Genomic DNA, 22,461 nt, shown 5'->3' on the forward strand with positions numbered 1-22,461 from the left:
GAACAAACGTTCTTATTATAAGGAGGGTTACTCATGAAAGCACAAATTTTGAAAGCTTTTAACTATCAGCAGCTGATCGATATGATGTACATGGCAAATGATGGCACCATTAGCAAACGCCGTATCAAAATTTTAAAAATTAGTGGCGACTCGTTTCAAGCCTATTGCTTTCTTCGCTACAAAAAACGCACTTTCAAAATAGATAATGTGCTTTCAGTGATGCCTGTTATCCATAGAGAACGCCAAATTATATAATTTCTGCCAGTATGATACACTGAAAGAAATATCTTTTGGAGGGTGACATGATGAGAATAACTGTTTATCTTGCTGGAGAAATTCATAGCGCTTGGCGCGAGGAAATCAAAAAAAGGCAGCTACGTTGGATTTGCCAATTGATTTTGTAGGTCCAATGGAACTTCATGAACGTTCGGATAATATTGGCGAGGCTATTCTTGGCGAGGCTATTCTTGGCGAGGCTATTCTTGGCGAGGCTATTCTTGGCGAACAGCCTAACGCTGTCGCCAAAGACCACGCTGCTTCTAGCTTTAATAACTTGCGCACGAGTGTCTTGATGCACAAAGCCGATTTGGTCATTGCACTTTTCGGTGAACAGTACAAACAATGGAATACAGCAATGGATGCCAGTACAGCACTTGCTTCGGGCAAGCCAGTCATTCTCATTCGTCCAGAAAAATTACACCATCCATTAAAAGAGTTGTCACGAAAAGCACATGCCACGGTTGAAACCTGTGACCAGGCAATTAAGGCGTTAACGTATATTCTTGAATAAAAAAAGTCCCCTCAAAGGGGACTTTTTTTATCGATACCAACTTCCGACTATCGGGTAGTCGAAATACTCGTTGTTGAGCGCTTTGAGAATTCCCATGATTGGAATGATGATGCCCATCAGTCCAAAGACAATTAGCATTGGAATGCCGATCAAGAAAACAATCAAAAAAATCGAGATGGAAATCAGTACACCTAAAACGAGTTGAAATAGCAGTGCCTGAATGGACAACTTCTTCACTTCTTTGTCTTGTGAAATGAGAAAAACAATTACAGGAACGAGAAATGGTGCAAAAAACGCACTAGCATGGACAAGTATTTTTAATCCTGTGTTCTCCATTGCGTAAACCTCCAGTCAAATCTTTCTTATCCTTTGTATACGATTGACTGATCAAAAAGTTTCGTTATTTATTCGCTTATTTTCAAAACAACTTTGCCAAACTGATTGCCAGACGCTAAATAATCAAATGCTTCTTGCGCTTGGTCTAACGAATAAGTTTTATCAACGACTGGTCGCATATTGTAAGATTCCATATGATCGAGCATATCACGTAATTCTTCACGACTTCCCATCGTCGAGCCAAACAATTGATATTGTCCATAAAAAAACTGACGAAGATTAAAATCGACCGTATCTTCTGTAGTGGCTCCGAAAATAACAATGCGTCCACCTTTTTTCAAAATGTCGAGTGACCGATTAAAAGTAGCCCCTCCTACGCTGTCTATGACCAAATCAATTGTTTCATCTGCCATTTCTTCTACCCAATCGCTGTCAGTCGCAATAGTTCGATCGGCACCAATTTTCTGGGCGTGCTGACGCTTTTCTTCACTGCGGGAAGTCACGATTACTCTAGCTCCAATATTTTTAGCGAATTGAACTAAAAACGTTGCAACGCCACTCCCAGCACCTGGAATAAATAAGGTCTCGCCTTTTTTCACTTGCCCTTTTGTAAATAACGCACGGTAGCCCGTCAATGCCGGCAAAGCTAAACTTCCTGCTTCTTCCCAGCTTAAGTAATGAGGTTTTTTCTCTAGCTGTTCGGCTGACACAGTAATTTTCTCTGCAAATGTTCCGTGATCAGGCATCCCTAAAATATCAAACTCTACGGGTGGGCCTTCGCTATTGGTATACCAGCGCAGTGCAGGATTAATGATGACCTCGTCTCCAGCAGCAAAGTCGATGACATCTTCGCCCACTGACTCTACTATACCTGCCCCATCAGAGCCGACGATCATTGCCTCAGGATTGTCACCATAACGCTTGATTAAGCCCAAGTCTCTCCGATTGATGCCTGCTGCTTTTAGCGATACGACTACTTCTTCTGACTTCGCTAGCGGTTCTGGCATATCTTTTAGTTTCCATTCTCCAGATTCCATTACAAATGCTTTCATTTTGTTCATCCTTTCTGAAAATACTCACTAAACAACTCCAACTGTGTCTTACTAATAATATCTTGTGAAAAAAGCGGCACTTGCACCAATTTTTGTTTTGGAAAAGTTTCTTCGATCTGCTGTAAATACTTTTTCTCGTGTTTTTTTCTCTCCATTAAAAATTCACCATCTGCCTCTTCTGGCAGAATTTTATTGATAATCAACGTTTTTACATGAAGATGATATTGATGCAATAAATCCAATGCTTTTTTGGTTTCCAGAATAGGCAGCCGTTCTGGATTTAAGACGAAGATAAATCCTGTTTCTTTTTCATCTAGCAAGAGATCCCGTGCTTTAGAAAAACGCTCTTGTCGTTCTCTCAACACGTCATAAATAGGATCTTCACGAGGTTCACCATCATTTAGCAACTGTGTATAGTTTTCGTTCGTCTTACGCCGTTTTTCAAGTAACCCGTCAATCCAAACACCCATCAACTCAGGCAAAGTCAAAAGTCGGATAGTATGACCAGTCGGAGCTGTATCGAACACCAATTTGTCGAAGTTTTGTCGTTCTTCTAAAATAATATGAATTAGTTTATCGAACAATGCTGCTTCATCTGCACCTGGAGAAGCTTTCGCCGTATCCAATTGTCGGTTCACTTCCTCCATCATGCTGGAGTAAACCGTACCTTTGATATTGGCTTTTACTGTTTTAATGTAGTTATCCGTTTCAATTTCAGGATCAATTTCCAGCGCGTAGAGATTGTCGGCAATTGCTTTTGTTTTACCACCAATGTTCTCATTAAAAATATCGCCCACATTATGTGCTGGATCTGTTGAAATCAATAAAGTTTTATTGCCTTCTTTGGCTGATCTCCAGGCAATGGCTGCAGCAGATGTCGATTTTCCAACGCCACCTTTGCCTCCAACAAAAATGATGCTTTTTGATAGTACATCCATCCTACTCCCTCATTCCTTGTAACCCTAACAGCAACGAATGCCGGTTAACGGTGATTTATCCATGCCCATCCGCAGATGCCAATCATGGAACTCTTCAATCATGTACGGATACAATTCCAATGTGTAGTAATAAACTGGATTGGGAATGCCGAGCATCTCCGAGTAGAGCATTAGAAGAAAGAGATCATCTTCATCTCGAAGTTCACGTGCAATTTCAGTGCGATGCGGCAATTCAAGGACAGCTTCATAGAAAGCGATCAATTGTTTTAATTTATCGAACACCAACATAGTAGCACCTCTCTCTACTAAAAATACAAGGGATCACAAAATGCATGATCCCTTGGCCATTCTTCATTTTATTCTTCTTCTGAGAAACCTGGATCTGTTTTATTCAATAATGCTTGGACAGCGGTTAGGATAATCCATAACGTAAAGACGAAGATGATAGCTCCAAATATGAACAACAGCATACTTGGCTGCTCTGCATACCACGCCCACTGCAAAAACACTTGCTGGAACATCGCCCAAAGCGTCATAAACATAAGGAAAATCATCGGGATGATAGTGATCATGTAATTTCGCCCGAGCTTCTTAAGCCATATGGAAATTAACAATAAACTAATACCCGCGAGTAACTGATTGGCTGTTCCGAACAATGGCCATAACAAGTAACCACCTGACCCAAATCCGTTTGGTCCTTCAGGAAGCAACACTAATGCTGCACTTGCTCCAACGGCAAGTGTCGTTGCGACGTGTTTTTTCTCAAGAGATGGAATTTTGTATTCGACACCTAATTCCGAAATGATGTAACGCATTAAACGAACCGAAGTATCCAAAGTTGTTGCAGCAAATGAAACAACAATAATCGAAACAATTGTTGAAGCGATTTCCGGTGGAATCAGCAATCCTTGAGCTAAATTGGTAGCACCTTCGATAAAGGCCCCTAAACCAGCTCCATTAGATGCTTGGAAACTGCTATAAGTTGCAAAGAACGATTCACGGTCGGGGAATAATGTAATAACAGCAATGATGGAAATCAATGCCAAAATCCCTTCTCCAATTGCCCCTAAATAACCGACAAAGCGGGCGTCTGTTTCTTTATCCAACTGTTTTGAAGAAGTTCCGGAAGAAACAAGTCCATGAAATCCTGAAATTGCACCACAGGCAATCGTGATGAACAACAACGGAAACCAGGAGATATCGGCATCTGGATTGGTCATTGGTGCTGTGATTTTAGGGTTCGTAAATAACAAACCAAGATAAAGAATACCAAGCCCAACGATCAATTGATGAGAGTTGATAAAATCACGCGGCTGAAGTAGTTTCCAAACCGGTAGAGTAGAAGCAATATAAACATAGATCATCAAAACAATAATCCAAATAAAGAATGCGGTGGAAATCGGATCGAGACCGAATATTCCAGTGCCATTTTCTCCACCCATGTATTGAACAAGATCAATTTGAAGAAAGCTTATTTGGCTGGCGGCGATAGCGGTTATATACATAACTGCCAAAGCAAACAACGAAGGAATAAGCATTTTCTTATTTTTCTTATAAACAGCATGACCAATCCAAACAGCTAAAGGAATCTGAATAAATACTGGCACAACGCTAGCTGGATATGAGATAAATAGTTTAGCAATCACCCAAGCAAATACTGCGTTGACCATTAGCACTAAAATTAAAATGATAAACAAGAACAAAACTTTTCCTCGTTGACCAATCAACCGGTGTGCAAGTGTTCCGACTGATTGTCCTTTGTTTCGAACTGATAAAACCAATGTCCCGAAATCGTGAACACCTGCCGCAAAGACTGTACCGAAAACTACCCATAACACTGCCGGTAGCCATCCCCAATAAACAGCAATAGCGGGTCCTAAAATCGGCGCAGCTCCAGCAACAGAAGTAAAATGGTGCCCCCATAAAACAAATTTGTTGGTCGGAACAAAATCGACGCCATCTTTAAAGCGATGTGCAGGAGTAACGTAGTTCGGATCAAGTTTGAAAATCTTTTCTGCTATAAATTTGGAATAAAAGCGATAACCTAGTATAAAGATGAAAATTCCGATAGCAGCAAGTGCAATAGCATTCATGAATCCAGCTCCTTCTCTTTTTTTACAAACGCTAAAAAATCGCTTGTATGCCAATCATAGATGATTGTCAAAAGAATGTAAATGTTCTGACAAATATTTCTTTTATTTCACAAATGCTACAGCTGTACACATGTATTAAGAACTTCCCTCTCTCTTACCCACCTAGAATTGGAAACAAAGAAATCACTCCGACAGTATACACGTTGTAACAGTAATTACAGAAAAATTATTGTCATTTATTCAGATAGGAAGTTGCAAACGATTAGCCTGAGCAATGTTTCTTGAAACTATTGAACAGCCTGTCTTTGTTCGTACAGCATTAATTTTGTAAAAATAATTTCAAGAATAGGAACAGAAAGCTGCACTTCTTTAGCTTTCCCAAGTAAGTAACCTTGCAAATGTTCGGCTTCCGTAGGCTGCATTTTCTCAATATCACGTTGCATGGAGGACTTCATTTCCGCTGACATATCATTAATCCGTTGGAATTGTGTTTCAGCAATTGCTGGTGCGATTGGTGCACCTATTTTTTCCATAATAGCTACAAGTTCTTCCAAAAACACACGGATAACGTGTTGTCCTGTTTCAAGATCTCGTATAGGTCCGATAGACGTCTCCATCATTGATGTAATGCCAGACATCGCTGTGATGAACAAATATTTATGCCACATATCTTGATTGATGTCATCGCTCTTAACGAACTCTGCTTTGGTTCCTTTAAAGGCCAACTCTAATTTGCCAATCCGTTCTGTCTGTTGACCTGTTCGTTCCCCGTAAACCAATTGATGGACAGGACTGGTCTGGACAATTGTGCCGTCGTCCGCCAAAGTCGATTCGACAAAACACAAGCCTCCAAGAACTTTTTCTTCTCCGAATGCTCGGATTAGTATCTGTAAGTGAGCAATCCCATTTAGCAAAGGCAGAATCATGGTTTCTGGACCGACGAATGGCTGAACATCTTCGATTGCAGTCGTAAGCTGATAGGATTTAGTAGAAATGAGCACAACATCAAACGGCTTGCTATTATCACTTTTAGTAATTAACTTCGGTGAAAATTGTAAATCTCCATTTTTGCTTCGAATGTTTAAACCTGTTTGTTGCAATATTTCTTTTTTGTTTGCTCTTACAAGAAACGTAACGTCTTCTCCTTTTTCTACTAAACGACCACCAAAATATCCACCAATTGCACCTGCTCCAACAATTAATATTTTCATTTTCTCACTCCTTGTCTATACTTTTTTCATGTTGCCAAATCCCATGAATTATTTTGCGCGTACATTCTTTTGTACCGTAGATATTCCAAGTGTGCCAACCCTCTTGCATAATCAAAAGGATAAGGATGGTAGCAAGTCAACAGTATCTCGATGACATTTTTGTTCGCTAATTCAGATTCCGACAACCTCCACGTTAGGTCATTGTTTAAACCTGCGCCGAAAACTATCCAACTCTCACCATGTTCCGCTAAAAAGCAATTTACACGATTTAACCAAAAGGACAATTCAATTTAAATTAGTTTAACTCCGAGCATCTCAAGCATGGGGATGGGATTGAAACATGTTACAGACAGTTACTATGTCATGGCTTGAGAACCAATTTCCCAATGGTTTTCCGTCCTTGCAGCGAATAATGCGCTTTGGCAGCTTCAGCAAGTGGATAAGTTCCACCAATCGTTAAAATCAATTCACCAGTCTTCATATAAGCTAATAGTTCACTAAAACTTTTTTGAATCAATTCAGGGTTGCGCATAATCTGTGGTAAGAAAAAGCCGATAACAGATTGATTTTTACGCATTAATTGGCCTGGATTAAATGAAGCTTGTTCTCCACTGGCTGCTCCAAAAATGACTAACCTACCAAATGGAGCAAGACATTTCACGGTTTTATTAAATACTTCACCACCAACCATTTCGAGTGCTAAGTCGACACCTTTACCGTCCGTGATAGCTTTTATTTTATCTACCCAGCCTTCTTCTGTGTAGTTAACTAGATGGGTTGCTCCCATTTTTTGTGCATGAAATAGCTTTTCTTCAGTGCTAGCTGTCGCAATAATTTTTCCTGCACCAAAAATCTTTGCTAATTACACCGCGATTGCACCAACACCGCCTGCAGCAGCATGGATCAATACAGTTTCTCCTTTTTCAAGACGCCCCATAGTTTTCAATATATGATAAGCACTTAATCCTTGAAGCGGCAAGGCGACCGCTTGCTCAAAACCTACACCTTCAGGAACTCTTGTTAAAACACTTTCATCAACTGCAGCGTATTCGGCATACCCTGCGGAGCCGATAAGTGCGACGACACGATCACCTACCTTAAACTGTGATACATTTTCTCCAAGTTCAACAATTACACCTGCTACTTCAGATCCAGGAATGTAAGGCAATTCTGTTGGTACCACGTACTTTCCTTCACGTCTCGCCGTGTCTGCATAGTTAACACCAATCGCTTTTACTTTAATAACCACTTCTCTAACACTTGGATCTGGTTTTTCAGCCTCAACCCATTGCAAAACATCTGGCCCACCATATTCTTCAAATTTAATAACTTTCATCTTAAAGCCCCCCTAACAAATATAACGATCTGCACTCAATACATTTTGTGCTATTTGACGTTTAATCTTATTCAAGCCACCCCGCTGTAGCCGACTCAATTCATTGGTCACAGCGGTAGTATTACGAACCAATTGATCTTCTGGAGAAGCATATTGCAGCAATTTGCGCGCATTCATTTCTACTTCTAGCAATGCATCCCCACTCAACGCCTGCACCAATGGCAGTTTCTGTGCAGATAGCTGTTCCTTATCTGTTGCTATTGCTTTCGCGGTTCGAATCACTGCCGATTCCAAAGCATATAAAGCAATTGCGATATCGGCCAACATCATCAGAATTTCTTGTTCCTCGCTCAGTCGACTGCCATATGCTTGATACGCAATTCCTATGCAAAACAAGAAGATGCGGCGTATCGCCTCTACGCTTTCTATTTCCCGGGAAATAGGACCATCTGCTATTTTTAGAGGCGACCCCATTTCTTCAATAGTTGAAGCCACCAGTTGGGAAAGCGGTACTTCCCCTTTCGCTGCCAACTTCAACAAATTTCCAGGTATCAACAAGCGGTTCACTTCATTTGTACCTTCAAAAATTCGGTTGATTCGTGAATCTCGGTACAATTGTTCTATTTTGTATTCTTTAATATAGCCATATCCCCCATGCAATTGAAGTGCTTCGTCCGCAACAAAGTCAAGCGTTTCCGAGCCATATACTTTACACGCTGCACACTCGACTGCATATTCCATTAACTGTTTAGCAATTACGCCATGATCTTGTGATTCATAAAGATTACCAAGCGCGTCTTCTAAGTACCCCGCTGTCCGATATTGCAACGACTCAGAAGCATAAATACGTAATGCCATATCCGCTATTTTTTCTTGCGTAGCTGTAAATTCAGCAATCGCTTTACCAAACTGGTGACGTGCTTTGGTATATTTCAGTGCCAACTCTAGTCCGTATTTTGCTGCGCCCATGCAGGCAGAACCCAAATTGAAGCGTCCCAAATTCAAGACATTCAAAGCGATCATGTGGCCTTTGCCGATTTCACCAAGCAGATTTTCTACTGGTACTCGACAATCTTCAAAAATGACTGCACGCGTAGAAGAACCTTTGATGCCCATTTTCTGCTCTTCAGGTCCAAGAGATAACCCGGGGTAGTCTTTTTCAACGATAAATGCCGTAAACGCTGTGCCATCTACTTTTGCATAAACGATAAAGGTATCTGAAAAATCCGCGTTTGTGATGAACATTTTCGTTCCATTTAATAGGTAATGAGTCTTTGCCTCATCGAGTTTAGCAGTGGTTTTCGCAGAAAGAGCATCCGACCCTGCCCCGGGTTCAGTCAGACAATACGCACCGATAAATTCACCAGAAGCGAGTTTTGGCAAGTACCGCTCTTTTTGCTCTGCTGTTCCAAAATAGGTAATTGGCAAAGTGGCGATACATGTATGATTAGAATGCGCTACGCCATAGCCTCCTGCTGAACCAAGCGATTCACCAACTAGTCCTTTGCTTATTTTGTCTAGACCTAGCCCCCCGTAAGCTTTTGGAACACTATGACCGAGCAAACCCAGTTCGCCAGCTTTTTTAAACAGAATTTTGACCAAGCCAAAATTCTGTTTTTCGATTTCATCATTATTTGGCCGTACCTCTTTTTCTAGAAAGCGAGTAGCCGTTTTAGCAATCAATTTATGTTCATCAGTAAAGTCTTCCGGTGTGAAAAAGTGTTCAGAGGATTGATAAAGAAAAGCTGCCCCTTTATATGTTGAGGTTTTAGTTTCCACGGTGGCTTTCCTCCTTGATCAAATACTTTTCAAGTTGCTGGCGTTTTTCTTCAGGTAAGCTTTCGCTTTTTTGTGTATCAAAGTTAAAATGGACGGCATTTGCTCGCCCTTTTGCAATCAGTTCGCCACTCTCTGCATCTTTGATTTTATGTACTAACTGGAAGCTTGAATTCCCAATTTTACTAACTTCTGTTTGAACGATTAACTTTTGATTGTAATAGCCTTGACTAACAAAATCACAAGAAATTGAGGCAAGAATAATCTTCCAGTTATTGAGGTCGCGTCCAAAGCCAAGTTCCGCAAAAAAATCTGTCCGCGCTTCTTCTAGGTATATGAAATAACTAACATTATTAATATGGCCCAATGCATCTGTCTCGCAAAACCGTGTCTTCACTGGAATTTCATATGCCATTTCTATTTCCTCCTTCATCTATTAAACAATGCCATTAAAAATTAAATCACTGTATACACGCGCCAGCCGATCTGCTGAAATTTCTCCAGATGGATTAAACCATTGATAACTCCAATTAGTAACACCTAAAATGGCAAAAGCAATTATACCGGGCTCAAGCTCTTTCTTAAATTCATTTTGAGCAATGCCTTCACTTATGATGGCTTCCAAGTTTTTTCGGAATTTTTCACGCTTTCTTTTTACCTCTCGTGCATTGTCTTCACAAAGATGGCGCATTTCTCTGAAGAATACTTTGCCACTCGGTCCATGATTCGCGATATCTATAATTAGTAACGCGATAAGCTCTTCTAGCTTTTTACGGTTGCTGAGCTGATTTAGACGAACTGTTTCCTGACGTTCTAGTAAATCATCAATATAACTTACGTGAATATCCATCAACAATTGTTCCTTGCTCGTGAAATAATAGTAGAAGGTCCCTTTAGTTACGCCTAGAGTTTCGACAATATCTTGTATAGATGTCTCACTAAAACCTTTTTTTTCAAACAGAAGAATGCTTTTTTGTTTAATGTCATTTTTCATGATTATCTACCACCATTCGTTTTCCTATAGCTCACAGCACATGCATACCTCCGTCAACGATTACGACATCTCCGGTGATATAATCAGATGCCTTCGATGCTAAAAATACAGCAGTCCCTTTTAAGTCTTGTTCTGTCCCAAAGCGATTTAAAGGCGTTCTGGATAATAACCCTTCCTGACCTTTATCCATCACTGCTTTTGACATTTTGGTTGGGAAAAATCCAGGGGCAATCGCATTGACATTGATATTATGCTGTCCCCACTTTGCAGCCAAATCTTTCGTGAAAGTAATGACGGCTCCTTTACTGGTGTTGTAGCCAATCGTATCCATTAACGTTGGATCAATTCCACCCAATCCGGCAACTGATGAGATATTGATAATTTTTCCGCTCTTTTGTTGGATCATCGCTTTTCCGACTTCACGACTCATCAGGAATGTGCCCGTAACATTTACATCCATCACTTTTTTCCAGGCATCTATCGGCATGTCAACAACAGGTGCCCCCCACGTGGCTCCCGAATTATTGACCAAAATATCTATCGAACCAAACGTTTCTAGTGTTTGTTGCACAAGGTTTTCTACATCAGACTCATTGGTGACATCACAGGCCAATGCTAATGTAGCGACTCCCATCTTTGCTAGTTTGTCTGCTGTTTCCTGACAGGCCTCTACTTTTCGCGAACACAAGACAACGTTAGCTCCTGCCTCAGCAAAAGCTTCTGCCATCATAGCCCCAAGACCTCGGCCACCTCCTGTCACAATTGCCGTCTTACCATCTAGCTTAAATAACGCCATTACACTCATTTGTCATCCTCCTAACTGCTGATCGACCCTATACTAACTAGTCGGTATGTTCAGAATACTTAAAATTTATGTTACCGCTTCTCATTTTGTATTGCAAGAAAGGATTTCATAGTAAGTAGAAAGGTTATCCCAAGAGAGCATGAACAATGACTTTTTAAGTGCAGCTCCTTTTGCATGCTACAGAACAAACTGATGTTCATTGCGACGTACGCTTCCTCGGAAGTTGCCGTTTTCATTGCCGTCAGCTGCTTTCTATATTCTCGGCGGCAGTCAAAAAACAGCCAGAGAAAAAGAATCCTTTTTCTCCGGCTGTTTTATGTAAGAGGCTTATGGGACAGACCCAGCTTTTCATTTTCATTAGATGTTCACTATTTTTTCTTTGCTGGTGTTTGTCGCTGCCTTCATCTATTCACCGAACATCGTAACTTTTAGTTTGTTATTCGACTCGCATTTAACCATTCAACTTTCTAACATATTCGAAATTTGATGAAGATCGATATTCCCACCAGACAAAATGACCGCAACCTTGTCATTTTTGCCCCCTACTTTCCCAGACATGACAGCAGCGAGTGCAGCGGCTCCTGATGGTTCGACAAGTTGCTTTGTACGTTCCATCAAAAATTGAAGAGTTTCTATTATCTCAGCTTCTGTAACCAGAACGGAATCATCCAAATGCTCTTTCAAAATAGGAAAGGTTAAATTACCCGGTTGTAAAGTACGCAGTCCGTCAGCGATAGTTGAAGTTTCGGAAATTGCGGTAATTTCCCCTTGTCGAAGTGATAAAAATGTATCATTTGCTGATTCAGGTTCGACACCTACCACTCGAACTGTCGGCTTCATGTTCTTGACCGCACAAAGAACACCAGCCATCAAGCCACCTCCTCCTACTGGCACAACAATAACGTCAACTTCCATTACTTGTTGTAAAATTTCAAGTGCAACAGTGCCTTGCCCAGCGATAACAGCAGGATGATCATACGGGGGTATATATACTCCATTATTTTCTTTTGCACGTTGCTTAGCTCTTGGTATTCGATCAGCGGATGTTAACCCGCAATATTCAACTTCTGCACCGTATGCTTTAATAGCTGAGACTTTGGCACGATTCGCATCTTCTGGTACGACAATCACTGCGGGTATGCCCAGCTGATTGGCAACATAGGCAACTGCTTGCCCATGATTCCCTGACGACGCTGCTGTGATAAAGCACGCTCCTTCTGCCATTGCTTGCTTGACTGCATTGGCAGCTCCTCTTATTTTGAAAGAACCCGTTTTTTGGAGATGCTCTGCTTTTAAATAAACTTCTCTGTCACAACGGACGTTTAAAAGTGATGATGTTAAAATCGGAGTTTTATGGATAATATCGTTTATCTCCTCATGTGCTTTTTTTACGTCATTTAAGCTAACCACCTTGTTCACTTCCTCTCTTAATGATTGAATTTTTCTATATGGACTGTATTTTATCATACTCACACTCAAGTAAATTAACTATTACAGTAATTCAGATCATCAGTAAGTACTTGCCGTTGTCACTTACAAACGGCTTGAGTATTCAATCCTTCTTCTTTCATGTAGACTAAAATTTCAAATCTTTTAAAGGGAGTGAAAAAATTGTTGAAGCGATTAGTCGTCACTGGTTACAAACAGCACGAACTAGGAATATTTGACGAAAAGAATCCCGGTATTCGCTTTATTAAAAAAGCGCTAGAAAACAGATTCCGTGTGTTACTTGACGAAGGGCTCGAATGGGTTATTTTAAGTGGCCAGCTTGGTATCGAAACTTGGGCTGCAGAAGTCGTTCTTGAGTTGAAAGAAGAATTTCCTCAATTAAAATATGCGTTGTTAACACCGTTTATCGATCAAGAAAAAAGATGGAACGAAACTAAGCAAGAAAACTACCGAATGATCATCGACAGCGCCGACTTCCATCGCAGCTTAACTAGTAAGCCTTACGAGGCGCCTTGGCAATTTATCGAGAAAAACAAATTTTTTCTGCGCAATTCTGATGGCATTTTAATCGTCTATGATGAAGAAACTGATGGTTCTCCAAAATTCATAAAAAAAGAAGCCGAACGTTACGCAGAGACAGCAGATTATGAAGTACTAACGATAACTGGCGATGACCTCCGCGTTGTTGCAGAAGAAGAACAAATGGAGGAGTGGCATGATTAAAGACGAGTGTGCCACAGCGGTTGACTATAGACCTGCTTTTAGGTACCCTTAAAGGCTATGTTAAAAATTTCCTCAGGAGGGTTCTATGAAAAAAGCTTCGAAAGTCTTTTATATCACATTTGCACTAGTAATTTTAACTGTTGCTTTTGGCGTTATCGCGCCGCAAGCCTTTGAGTCCGCCACTGGAAGTATCCGCAATTTTATCAATACAACATTCGGTTGGTATTATTTATTGATCATGGCAATTCTCATGATTTTTGTCATCATTATCATTGTGAGTCCTTACGGCAAAATTAGACTCGGCAAAGATTCCGATCGCCCAGAATTCTCAACATTCAGCTGGATTTCAATGTTGTTTTCTGCGGGTATGGGGATTGGTCTCGTCTTTTATGGCGCTTCGGAACCCTTATCTCACTTTGCTGTTCAACCTGCAACTGCTGTTCCAGGAACTGATGAGGCATTTAAGGAATCCTTGCAACGAACTTTTTATCATTGGGGGATTCACGTTTGGACGATGTACGGAATGGTTGCTTTATCTTTAGCCTTTTTCCAATTTAGAAAAGGCCAACCTGCATTAATTTCGTCAACATTAAAGCCAATTTTTGGTGATAAAATGAATGGTCCGTTAGGAACGCTTGTTGACGTGCTTGCTGTTTTTGCTACCGTATTTGGCGTAGCAACTTCACTTGGCTTTGGTGCTGCTCAAATTAATGGTGGACTCGCTTATTTATTTGGCGCACCTCAAACCTATTGGGTACAGATGGCAATTATAGGTGTGGTCACCATTCTATTCATCATTTCAGCATGGTCAGGACTTAACAAAGGCATCAAGTATTTGTCTAATACCAATATGGTCTTAGCCGTCGTTCTTTTAGTAATGGTGTTAATATTAGGCCCAACTCTGTTAATCTTGAATATGTTCACAGAAAATTTCGGAGAATACATTCAAAACCTAATTAGCACAAGTTTTAAATCTGCTCCATTAAATGCGGAAAACCGTAGTTGGTTGGACGGTTGGACTATTTTCTACTGGGCATGGTGGATTTCATGGGCACCATTTGTCAGTATGTTTATCGCGCGCGTCTCTAAAGGCCGCACCATTCGCGAGTTTCTGACAGGTGTCGTACTTGCGCCAACGATTTTTGGATCGATCTGGTTTGCCACTTTTGGAACAACCGCAATCAATTTCCAAAAGAGTGGTATAGATTTAGCTTCTTTCCCAGCTGAACAAACTTTGTTTGCGATGTTCAATGAGATGCCTTTTGGGTTTATCATGTCAATTGTCGCTATTTTACTGGTCAGCACATTCTTTATCACATCCGCTGATTCAGCCACTTTTGTGCTAGGAATGCAATCAACACGCGGTTCACTACTGCCCAGCAATCAAATCAAAATTTTATGGGGAATTGCTCAATCGACGGTAGCTGCAATTCTATTATCCGTAGGTGGTTTAACCGCAGTACAAAATACCATCATCGTTGCGGCATTGCCCTTCTCTTTTGTCATTATTTTAATGGTCATTTCTTTATTCAAAGCATTAAATTCAGAAATGGACATGATAAAAAATAAAAAATAAAAAAAGTCGTCTTCGGGAATGTTTCTGAAGACGGCTTTTCTTATTGATTAAACCAAGAAAGTTAGGGTAAGGATAACTATACTATACATTTGGAGGTGTTCTAGTCATGCAGACAGAAACTCAAAAAGTGATACAGGAATCATTAGATGCCTTGCTAGAAAATGATTCATTTTTACCCGACCTAGAAAATCGCAGACAGGCATTCACTTCACTAAGTGCAATTCTTTCCACCCCCGACAATCTACATAAATCTTTTCTCAGGATTCCATTAGATGATGGAAGTGTGGTCCGAATTCCTTCTTATCGCGCACAGCATAATAATGCAATGGGTCCTTATAAGGGCGGTATCCGTTTCCATGAAAGCGTCAATGAAGATGAAATCATCAACCTCGCTTTTTTGATGACTTTAAAAAATGCTCTTCACAAAGTACCCTTTGGAGGAGCAAAAGGTGGCATCGTCATCAATCCGAGGAACTACTCAGAAAAAGAACTCAATCTCATTTCTAAAGAATATGTTCGGTATTTCACAGATGTTATCGGTCCTGACAAAGATATTCCTGCACCAGACATGGGTTCGGGCGAACGAGAAATGGACTGGATGATGGCAGAATATAAGGAAATCCATGACGGCACCCCTTACCTAGGAAGTTTTACTGGTAAAAGTGTTGTAAATGGTGGTTCACTTGGCAGACGTGAAGCAACTGGCAAAGGAGTATACTTTACATTCCGTTATTTACTTCATGATTACGTGAAAGCCAATGAGCAAATGCTTGCCCAAAGCGACAACCTTTTTGCCAAAACGACATTAGAGTTATACGACCGGCCATTAAAAATGGCGGTTCAAGGATTCGGAAACGTGGGCTCTGTAGCCGCCCTCGAAGCCTATCACTGCCATTTAATCAAACATAAAATTGTCGCTGTTAGTGACCGCAACGTTACTTTATACAATGAAGACGGATTGGATATACCTACATTAATTGAATTCGCCAAAACGAATCGTGGTGATTTACCATCCACAGAAGAGCAGCTGCAAAACGCTGCTATTAAGGCTGAAATCAAAGATCGTGACTGCCTAGTTACGTTACCCGTGGATATCTTGCTTCTCGCAGCGTTAGAAAACCAAATTCGAAAAGACAATATGGCAGACGTTCAAGCACGAATCATCATTGAAGGCGCGAACGCTCCGACTGCACCAGAAGCTGATCAATACTTGAGTGAGCATGGAGTCGTTATCATTCCTGATATTCTGGCAAATGCCGGGGGGGTCATTGTCTCTTATTTTGAGTGGCTACAAGGACGTGAAACTCAATTTTATGACGAAGCCGAAGTCTATCGGCTATTGATAGACAAAATGAAAGAAACGATGGACATGATTCTCCCGCAGTACTATGGAGATCCATTTGCTCTTCGTCAAAACTGCTTTATTCACGCGGTTATGCGATTATCGACTGTCATTTATCGACAGGGTAAGCTTTATTAAACGTAAACAACGCACAGCCTTATCAAGGGCTGTGCGTTGTTTACGTTTCTGACATTCTGCGTTGATGAGAAATTTCATATGCATGATGCCGAAAGTTTAGAATTCGATCTTCTGAACATTCGAGCCCTGCTGTCATAACAGTCGGGTCGAACAAAATACCTTCTGCCTCTGGTGCTTTTTCCGTTATTTCCAAATAACCAACCGTTAGTCTTTCCCGAGTTTTTGGCCATTCTTTCGTCGGATCATCCGTGGGGTCTTCCGATTGACCTATTATGACATCAAGCTGGAATTTTACAGGACCTTTTGCAATCCGGTCTTCCATGTCTGCTTCGAAAAATCCGACCGGTAAAGCGATTGCGTCAAGCGGAGACAAAGTTTCTACTCCATTTTCCGGTTCCCAAAGATATTTAATCGGCTGCTTTTGACTTTGTTGGCTAATCAAATAAAACGCATGAATGGAATGGTACTGACCTGTAGAAAAACTAGAAGGCGCCTGCATTTTTCGAATATTATTGAGCATCGCCCCACTTTCAGGATAATCAGCTAATAAGCTTACCAGCTCTTTTAAACTAGGCTTTCCTTTTTTAAACGACTTTACCACGCCAAGCATTTCAGAAAAGATTTCAGGTGTTTTAGCAAAAAAAACAGGAGAGGTGACACCTACGATATTCGTCATTTCACCATCCGGCAAAAGGAATTGAACGGCCATTCCTTTGACTGGAGACATCGCATCAGCCCATGTTGGATCTGGAGAAAAATGTGAAAATCGGACAAATGCTGCGGTTTCTCCTTTTTGGAAATGGGGCGCTACAGTTAAATGACTAGCGGAACCGTTTGCTATAAAACGAGCCTTATAGCTTTTTCCTCTTGCATGAGCTCTCCGGTAACCTGTTGGGACATCAAACACCTTTTCAATTTGATCAATAGTGGTCTTTGCCAGTTTTTTCATTTCATCACCTCTTATATCGTTGCATACCCTTTTTTCTGCTTTTAACTTCTTCATTTAGATGAACATAAATGAATATTCTTTTTCCTAAAGGGAATACAGTAAAAGACAGTCGGATAACTAGTAATCGGAGGAGGGAACGTTAGTGGATTTCATACAGGAAAATAAAAAAATCTCAGCAATTGAAAATTCCGAAGAAATAGCATTTTTAAGCTATACAACAAAAAACGAGGTACTAACTATCGATCATACTGAAGTGTCTCCACAGTTAGAAGGGCAGGGAATCGGTCAAAAACTAGTTGCACAAATTGTGGAATACGCCCGCAGTGAAAACAAAAAAATAGACCCCCAATGCCCATTTGCCAATAGCGTTATCGAAAAAACACCCGAATTCCAGGATGTACTGGAAAATAAATAATCACCCGCCTAGAGCAAGAACTTGCTTTAAGCAAAGTAATTTTTAGATATCCAGCCAAGTGCTGGAAAAATAACCGAACTAAAAGGCGACCCGCAATGGGGTCGCCTTTTATACTCTCTATCTAAATTCGCCATCCGTGATGTTATACAAATAACTCCAGTTATCTGCTTTGTACAATTGGTGAAAAGTAAGTCGCTCTCCTGTACCCAGAATCACTTCTTCTTCAACTATCGCCACTACCATTGCCGTTCCTGTATTATCCAAGTTCAAGTAGACATCTCCAATAGAAGGGCGAATTGCGTTTTTCTCACGCAGTACTTCTTCTAATTGAGCGTCTTGCTCGAGCTGTTCAGCCGACACCTTAGATTTATCAAAGTAAACGATATCGTTGCTACTCGCTTCTTCGCCAGGTGTCATCACGAGAAATTCTTTTGATTTCACCGTATTTTGACGCGTCGTAATAACGTTTTTCCCTTCAACCGACTCAACTCTTTCAAATTCATTGAGCGAGTAATGATCCATGTAATCCGGATCTGGTTTAGTGATTAAGATATAGCCGCCTTCTTCTGCCGGCTGATTTTCACGCAAAGTAAATCTAGAACCAAAGAATAAGAAAGAATCCATGTGCTTTGGTTTGTAGAATGTGACTTCGTCAGCTTTGCTTGAGACTTGCTCCATATCTTTAACACGGAACATCAGTACTGACCTTTTAGCCAGCGGTTTTACAGAATAAACTTTGTGCAATTCATTTTGGTAATAAACGAATTGTCCTTTTCGTACTTGCAATAACTTCATAATTCATCCTCCGATACTATTGTTGCTATGCCTCCATTCTAGAGGAAAAATGGGCAGAAGTCCATGCAGGTACTTGAATAGTTTGGTATGCTACTATCACTAATCTATTTATGGTGGAGGTGCCTATACATGGACTATGAAAATCGAGATGAATACATCATTAAAAAATACCAACAAGATGAACAAATCATGGTACAACTTTTTGTTCAATGGTGTATAAACTATCAACTAAACCCCGCTGAACTTTATCAGCGTGCATACCCACAACAATTACAAAGTTCTGTCCTGACTGTTGCAATCGATCAGGCAGATGGCGAAGAACTGGACCTTAGCCACGAAACCTTATTGGATGTTCTCCAAATGTTTGGAAACGATGATTTGGCTTTTGTAGTTTCAGAAGAAATTGAAAAACTTTCAAAAAAATAAAAGATCGAGTGCCTACGCACTCAATCTTTTATTTTTTGCGTTTCCGCAGTTCTTTAGCTTTCAATTCAATGTAACTCGTCTGCAGATTTTCGTACCGGTTAGATGCAACATTGCTATAGATTTTATCAAACTTCGAATCCTTTTCGGCCGGTTCAATTTCTGCTTCAATTTCTTCCGGTTCTATAGGTTGTGAACGTTCTTCTAGTTCTTTTTCTTTTTTATCCTCCATCATCGTCAAGCACTCCTTTTTCTAATCCACTTCAATTTATTTAGCAAAAGAAGCCGGCATTACTACTGCCTTGACCTCGCCTGTTGCACATAGCGTTTCACCTGCGAAGACCTCTATCTTCACCTTAAATTTCTTTGGATGAATTTCTTCGATTTTGCCAACTGCTTTTAAAACAATTCCTTGAGGTGTCGGTTTTAAATAATCAACCTGTAAAGAAGCTGTAACAAAACGTGGCGGTGCTTCCCCACTTCCTGGCTCAAAACCGTTTTTTCGGTGCAGTGCTAACGACGCCGAACCCGTTCCATGACAATCAACCAACGAAGCAATCAATCCTCCGTAAACAAATCCAGGAATTGCTGTATGTACTTGTTTGGGTCTATATAAAGTAACAGTTTCTTCGCCGTTCCAGGCTGTACGGAATTGATGACCTTCTGTGTTGAGTCTACCGCAACCATAACACCAGGCAAAGTCTTCTGCATATTCGTCCTGTATTGCCATTATTGAATGATTCTCCACGACTAATTCCCCCTATTCCTTTTTTAGCATTGAACATACCTTACATAAACTTTAACTTTTCAAAAGTCTATACAAATAGCCTACACTAAAAAACTGATATTTCAAAATCCAAAGGAAAAAGCATGATCCTTTTCATCAGATCATGCTTTTTCCTTTTTCCATCCCTCGAAAACCCTGAGGGAGTTTTGCACGCGGAAAATCCTATTAAATTCTTTCTACAAACTGTACATCTCTGACGAATACGAAACTCTCGTCATTGCAGTTTAGTTACGCTGACTGTCATTCGCCAATAAGGCAATTGCATTCACATCAATATCTCAGTGAATTTTTCGGTACTGCAGTCAGGCTTTCAAATGCACTTCCACAAAAAACTTACGGCTTACTGTTTGAAACACTTACCGGATAGAAACCTGAATAACGATGGTCCCTGACAAGAGTAAATATCGTCAGTAAAGCAAATTTCCCGCCAAGGCTGTGCAATTTCTCGTCCGAAGGCGATTCTGGATCGAATCCAGTCGTATTCTTCTGACGGTGATTCCGCCTTGTATTTATATAGTACCACCATTAATCTATAAATAAACCTACTTTTTAAAATTTTTTAATAAATTCTGAAATTTATTTTTACATTTTTATATTTGCCGATTATACTAGTAATTAGTTCGAAATCCGTAATACATAGAGGAGAGATTATATGGTTACAAGTTTACCCCCGCGTTCAACTATACCCGTCGAAGAGACATGGGATTTATCCAGTTTATACAACAGCTCTGACAATTTCAATCTGGCCTTAGAAAGTCTCGAGCAAGAAGCCGAAGATCTAAACCAAAAATTCCAAGGGCAAATTGTCAATGCGTCTACTATCATTTTAGTGTTAACAGACTACATGGCTTTTCTAGAAAAGTTAGTATTGTTAAGCACTCATGCAAATTTGTCAGCCAGCACAGATCAAACAGACGATAAGGCTCAGCTGCAATCTAGTAAGTTTGGCGCAGCTGCCGCTAAAATTGGCAGCACACTTTCTTTTATTACTAGCGAACTTCTCACTTTGCCGAAAGAAACAGTAGAGCAAGCAATAGAAGAATCAGCAGAATTTAACGTATTTCTTAAAAAACTTCTCCGAAAAAAACCTTATCAACTGCATCCAGAAGCAGAAAAAAGCTTGGCCGCTTACTCATCGACATTTAACGCACCTTATGGCCTTTACAATACAACAAAAATGGTCGATATGAACTTTGAGGATTTTGAAGTAAACGGTCAACAGTATCCACTTAGCTATGTCTCTTTCGAAGGGGATTGGGAAGCAGAACCGGATACAGAAATTCGTCGTGCAGCATTTGACGCTTTTTCAAAAAAACTAAAAGACTATCAGCATACGACGGCTAAAACTTACGATATACAATTGCAGACGGAAAAAACAACAGCAGATTTACGTGGTTATGACAGTATTTTTGACTACCTTCTTTTTAACCAAGAAGTAAATCGCTCTCTTTATGATCGCCAAATTGATTTAATCACAAAGGAACTTGCACCTCATATGCAAAAATACGCCAAACTATTGCAGAAAGTCCATGGACTGGATCGGATGACTTTCGCCGATTTGAAAATTTCGTTAGATCCGAGCTACGAACCCGAAATTACGGTTGAAGAATCCAAACAATATATCGATGATGCTCTTGCCATTATGGGTCCGGATTATATTGAAATGGTCGATCGCTCTTATTCTGAAAGATGGATCGACTTTGCCCAAAACAAAGGGAAATCTACCGGCGCTTTCTGTTCGAGCCCTTACGGAAATCATCCCTATATTTTAATTTCTTGGACTGGTCGCATGAACGAAGTCTTTGTGCTGGCTCACGAACTTGGCCACGCGGGTCACTTCTATAATGCCAACCGAGAGCAGAACATTCTTAATGCCCGGCCGTCTCTTTATTTTATCGAAGCACCTTCTACAATGAATGAAATGCTTGTCGCTAATCATTTATTGAAAAATTCGGGAGACCTGAAATTTAAACGCTGGGTAATTTCATCAATCGTCGCTAGAACCTATTATCATAACTTCGTTACACACTTACTTGAAGCTGCTTATCAGCGCAAAGTGTATGAACGGATTGATGCGGGGCAAAGCGTCAATGCGGGAATTCTGAATACGATTAAACGCAGTGTTCTGGAAGAATTCTGGGGAGATGCTGTCGACATTACAGATGGCGCTGAATTGACGTGGATGCGTCAGCCTCACTACTACCTCGGCTTATATCCGTACACTTACAGCGCGGGATTGACCATTTCCACTCAAGTATCCAAGCGAATTCTAAATGAAGGACAACCAGCCGTAGATGAATGGTTGGAAGTTTTAAAAGCCGGCGGCACTAAATCACCAGTAGAACTTGCACAGATGGCTGGAGTCGATATCACGACAGAACAACCATTACGCGACACGATTTCCTATATCGGAGAATTGGTTGACGAACTCGTCCGTCTTACTAACGAAATCGAAGCGGAATAACGAAAAGCGTAAGCGCCCGTGTAGATTCGACGGGCATAAGACAAACCGGCGAAGCGGCGCACTTTGCCG

Annotated in this window: 22 protein-coding genes and 2 pseudogenes; 8 read left to right on the top strand and 16 right to left on the bottom strand. The window is 40.6% G+C overall.

The window, feature by feature from the left end:
* The first annotated feature begins 33 nt into the window (after positions 1 to 33).
* Positions 34 to 255 (top strand): hypothetical protein, encoded by a 222-nt coding sequence (locus FQ085_RS09265; RefSeq protein WP_058386521.1) that lies wholly within the window; start codon positions 34 to 36, stop codon positions 253 to 255.
* 50 nt (positions 256 to 305) lie between these two features.
* Positions 306 to 790 (top strand): annotated as a pseudogene (locus tag FQ085_RS09270) (YtoQ family protein).
* A gap of 27 nt (positions 791 to 817) precedes the next feature.
* Here FQ085_RS09270 and FQ085_RS09275 read toward each other — a convergent pair.
* From FQ085_RS09275 to FQ085_RS09330, 12 genes and pseudogenes are all read right to left on the bottom strand, one after another.
* Entirely contained in the window at positions 818 to 1,126 is a 309-nt protein-coding gene (locus tag FQ085_RS09275) for a magnetosome magnetite crystal formation protein family (protein ID WP_058386523.1), read from the bottom strand.
* Between the two features lie 68 nt (positions 1,127 to 1,194).
* Positions 1,195 to 2,178 (bottom strand): zinc-binding dehydrogenase, encoded by a 984-nt coding sequence (locus tag FQ085_RS09280; RefSeq protein ID WP_149456436.1) that lies wholly within the window; start codon positions 2,176 to 2,178, stop codon positions 1,195 to 1,197.
* Between the two features lie 5 nt (positions 2,179 to 2,183).
* Positions 2,184 to 3,116, bottom strand: a complete 933-nt coding sequence (locus FQ085_RS09285; protein ID WP_149456437.1) for an ArsA family ATPase — start codon at positions 3,114 to 3,116, stop codon at positions 2,184 to 2,186.
* Between the two features lie 24 nt (positions 3,117 to 3,140).
* Entirely contained in the window at positions 3,141 to 3,404 is a 264-nt protein-coding gene (locus FQ085_RS09290) for a cory-CC-star protein (protein ID WP_006829350.1), read from the bottom strand.
* Between the two features lie 68 nt (positions 3,405 to 3,472).
* A complete protein-coding gene (locus tag FQ085_RS09295; RefSeq protein WP_058386526.1) occupies positions 3,473 to 5,209 on the bottom strand; it encodes a carbon starvation CstA family protein in 1,737 nt (578 codons plus the stop codon).
* 287 nt (positions 5,210 to 5,496) lie between these two features.
* Positions 5,497 to 6,420 (bottom strand): ketopantoate reductase family protein, encoded by a 924-nt coding sequence (locus FQ085_RS09300; RefSeq protein WP_058386527.1) that lies wholly within the window; start codon positions 6,418 to 6,420, stop codon positions 5,497 to 5,499.
* 361 nt (positions 6,421 to 6,781) lie between these two features.
* Positions 6,782 to 7,756 (bottom strand): annotated as a pseudogene (locus tag FQ085_RS09305) (quinone oxidoreductase family protein).
* Between the two features lie 12 nt (positions 7,757 to 7,768).
* Positions 7,769 to 9,535, bottom strand: a complete 1,767-nt coding sequence (locus FQ085_RS09310; RefSeq protein WP_149456438.1) for an acyl-CoA dehydrogenase family protein — start codon at positions 9,533 to 9,535, stop codon at positions 7,769 to 7,771.
* A complete protein-coding gene (locus tag FQ085_RS09315) occupies positions 9,525 to 9,947 on the bottom strand; it encodes an acyl-CoA thioesterase (RefSeq protein ID WP_058386530.1) in 423 nt (140 codons plus the stop codon). The genes FQ085_RS09310 and FQ085_RS09315 overlap by 11 nt, the downstream gene beginning before the upstream one ends.
* A gap of 21 nt (positions 9,948 to 9,968) precedes the next feature.
* Positions 9,969 to 10,526 carry a TetR/AcrR family transcriptional regulator gene (locus FQ085_RS09320; protein WP_058386531.1) on the bottom strand — a complete coding sequence of 186 codons (558 nt, stop codon included), beginning with the start codon at positions 10,524 to 10,526 and terminating at the stop codon, positions 9,969 to 9,971.
* A 31-nt stretch (positions 10,527 to 10,557) separates the two neighbouring features.
* Positions 10,558 to 11,331 (bottom strand): SDR family oxidoreductase, encoded by a 774-nt coding sequence (locus FQ085_RS09325; protein ID WP_149456439.1) that lies wholly within the window; start codon positions 11,329 to 11,331, stop codon positions 10,558 to 10,560.
* A 459-nt stretch (positions 11,332 to 11,790) separates the two neighbouring features.
* The gene (locus FQ085_RS09330; protein WP_149456440.1) at positions 11,791 to 12,741 is read right to left on the bottom strand and encodes a threonine ammonia-lyase; all 951 of its coding nucleotides are present in this window, start codon (positions 12,739 to 12,741) and stop codon (positions 11,791 to 11,793) included.
* Positions 12,742 to 12,942: 201 nt separating this feature from the next.
* Between FQ085_RS09330 and FQ085_RS09335 the strand changes: the two genes are divergently transcribed.
* The 3 genes from FQ085_RS09335 (at position 12,943) to FQ085_RS09345 (ending at position 16,559) form a co-directional block, all read left to right on the top strand.
* Complete coding sequence (locus tag FQ085_RS09335) at positions 12,943 to 13,503, top strand: SLOG family protein (RefSeq protein WP_058386534.1); 561 nt, start codon at positions 12,943 to 12,945, stop codon at positions 13,501 to 13,503.
* Between the two features lie 85 nt (positions 13,504 to 13,588).
* Positions 13,589 to 15,079, top strand: coding sequence for a glycine betaine uptake BCCT transporter (locus tag FQ085_RS09340; RefSeq protein ID WP_058386535.1), 1,491 nt, complete (start codon positions 13,589 to 13,591; stop codon positions 15,077 to 15,079).
* A gap of 106 nt (positions 15,080 to 15,185) precedes the next feature.
* Positions 15,186 to 16,559 (top strand): Glu/Leu/Phe/Val family dehydrogenase, encoded by a 1,374-nt coding sequence (locus tag FQ085_RS09345; RefSeq protein WP_058386536.1) that lies wholly within the window; start codon positions 15,186 to 15,188, stop codon positions 16,557 to 16,559.
* A 40-nt stretch (positions 16,560 to 16,599) separates the two neighbouring features.
* On the opposite strand, the gene FQ085_RS09350 is transcribed toward FQ085_RS09345, so the two are convergent.
* On the bottom strand, positions 16,600 to 17,508 hold the full coding sequence (locus tag FQ085_RS09350; RefSeq protein WP_058386537.1) for a catalase family peroxidase: 909 nt from the start codon (positions 17,506 to 17,508) through the stop codon (positions 16,600 to 16,602).
* Between the two features lie 142 nt (positions 17,509 to 17,650).
* Here FQ085_RS09350 and FQ085_RS09355 point away from each other — a divergent pair, with 142 nt between their 5' ends.
* Positions 17,651 to 17,923, top strand: coding sequence for a GNAT family N-acetyltransferase (locus tag FQ085_RS09355; RefSeq protein WP_058386538.1), 273 nt, complete (start codon positions 17,651 to 17,653; stop codon positions 17,921 to 17,923).
* A 117-nt stretch (positions 17,924 to 18,040) separates the two neighbouring features.
* Here the strand turns inward: FQ085_RS09355 and FQ085_RS09360 are convergent, their stop codons facing one another.
* Positions 18,041 to 18,718: a hypothetical protein gene (locus tag FQ085_RS09360; protein WP_058386539.1), complete on the bottom strand. Its 678-nt coding sequence runs from the start codon at positions 18,716 to 18,718 to the stop codon at positions 18,041 to 18,043.
* A 129-nt stretch (positions 18,719 to 18,847) separates the two neighbouring features.
* Here FQ085_RS09360 and FQ085_RS09365 point away from each other — a divergent pair, with 129 nt between their 5' ends.
* Positions 18,848 to 19,144, top strand: a complete 297-nt coding sequence (locus FQ085_RS09365) for a hypothetical protein (protein ID WP_058386540.1) — start codon at positions 18,848 to 18,850, stop codon at positions 19,142 to 19,144.
* Positions 19,145 to 19,172: 28 nt separating this feature from the next.
* On the opposite strand, the gene FQ085_RS09370 is transcribed toward FQ085_RS09365, so the two are convergent.
* Positions 19,173 to 19,376 carry a hypothetical protein gene (locus FQ085_RS09370; protein ID WP_149456441.1) on the bottom strand — a complete coding sequence of 68 codons (204 nt, stop codon included), beginning with the start codon at positions 19,374 to 19,376 and terminating at the stop codon, positions 19,173 to 19,175.
* A 33-nt stretch (positions 19,377 to 19,409) separates the two neighbouring features.
* Positions 19,410 to 19,871 carry a PaaI family thioesterase gene (locus tag FQ085_RS09375; RefSeq protein WP_058386978.1) on the bottom strand — a complete coding sequence of 154 codons (462 nt, stop codon included), beginning with the start codon at positions 19,869 to 19,871 and terminating at the stop codon, positions 19,410 to 19,412.
* A gap of 709 nt (positions 19,872 to 20,580) precedes the next feature.
* On the opposite strand from FQ085_RS09375, the gene pepF reads away from it, so the two are divergent.
* Positions 20,581 to 22,392: an oligoendopeptidase F gene (gene pepF, locus FQ085_RS09380; protein ID WP_058386542.1), complete on the top strand. Its 1,812-nt coding sequence runs from the start codon at positions 20,581 to 20,583 to the stop codon at positions 22,390 to 22,392.
* The last annotated feature ends 69 nt before the right edge of the window (positions 22,393 to 22,461 follow it).

The sequence above is a fragment of the Planococcus sp. ANT_H30 genome, from assembly GCF_008369335.1.
Lineage (GTDB): Bacteria > Bacillota > Bacilli > Bacillales_A > Planococcaceae > Planococcus > Planococcus kocurii.

What these genes read in the sequence shown, in the direction of transcription:
- FQ085_RS09360 (WP_058386539.1), bottom strand. Translation starts at nt 18,718, where the DNA reads ATGAAGTTATTGCAAGTACGAAAAGGACAATTCGTTTATTACCAAAAT.
- FQ085_RS09315 (WP_058386530.1), bottom strand. Translation starts at nt 9,947, where the DNA reads ATGGCATATGAAATTCCAGTGAAGACACGGTTTTGCGAGACAGATGCA.
- FQ085_RS09365 (WP_058386540.1), top strand. Translation starts at nt 18,848, where the DNA reads ATGGACTATGAAAATCGAGATGAATACATCATTAAAAAATACCAACAA.
- FQ085_RS09350 (WP_058386537.1), bottom strand. Translation starts at nt 17,508, where the DNA reads ATGAAAAAACTGGCAAAGACCACTATTGATCAAATTGAAAAGGTGTTT.
- FQ085_RS09345 (WP_058386536.1), top strand. Translation starts at nt 15,186, where the DNA reads ATGCAGACAGAAACTCAAAAAGTGATACAGGAATCATTAGATGCCTTG.
- FQ085_RS09295 (WP_058386526.1), bottom strand. Translation starts at nt 5,209, where the DNA reads ATGAATGCTATTGCACTTGCTGCTATCGGAATTTTCATCTTTATACTA.
- FQ085_RS09325 (WP_149456439.1), bottom strand. Translation starts at nt 11,331, where the DNA reads ATGAGTGTAATGGCGTTATTTAAGCTAGATGGTAAGACGGCAATTGTG.
- FQ085_RS09265 (WP_058386521.1), top strand. Translation starts at nt 34, where the DNA reads ATGAAAGCACAAATTTTGAAAGCTTTTAACTATCAGCAGCTGATCGAT.
- FQ085_RS09290 (WP_006829350.1), bottom strand. Translation starts at nt 3,404, where the DNA reads ATGTTGGTGTTCGATAAATTAAAACAATTGATCGCTTTCTATGAAGCT.
- FQ085_RS09280 (WP_149456436.1), bottom strand. Translation starts at nt 2,178, where the DNA reads ATGAAAGCATTTGTAATGGAATCTGGAGAATGGAAACTAAAAGATATG.
- FQ085_RS09300 (WP_058386527.1), bottom strand. Translation starts at nt 6,420, where the DNA reads ATGAAAATATTAATTGTTGGAGCAGGTGCAATTGGTGGATATTTTGGT.
- FQ085_RS09285 (WP_149456437.1), bottom strand. Translation starts at nt 3,116, where the DNA reads ATGGATGTACTATCAAAAAGCATCATTTTTGTTGGAGGCAAAGGTGGC.
- FQ085_RS09340 (WP_058386535.1), top strand. Translation starts at nt 13,589, where the DNA reads ATGAAAAAAGCTTCGAAAGTCTTTTATATCACATTTGCACTAGTAATT.
- FQ085_RS09320 (WP_058386531.1), bottom strand. Translation starts at nt 10,526, where the DNA reads ATGAAAAATGACATTAAACAAAAAAGCATTCTTCTGTTTGAAAAAAAA.
- FQ085_RS09370 (WP_149456441.1), bottom strand. Translation starts at nt 19,376, where the DNA reads ATGATGGAGGATAAAAAAGAAAAAGAACTAGAAGAACGTTCACAACCT.
- FQ085_RS09375 (WP_058386978.1), bottom strand. Translation starts at nt 19,871, where the DNA reads ATGGCAATACAGGACGAATATGCAGAAGACTTTGCCTGGTGTTATGGT.
- pepF (WP_058386542.1), top strand. Translation starts at nt 20,581, where the DNA reads ATGGTTACAAGTTTACCCCCGCGTTCAACTATACCCGTCGAAGAGACA.
- FQ085_RS09275 (WP_058386523.1), bottom strand. Translation starts at nt 1,126, where the DNA reads ATGGAGAACACAGGATTAAAAATACTTGTCCATGCTAGTGCGTTTTTT.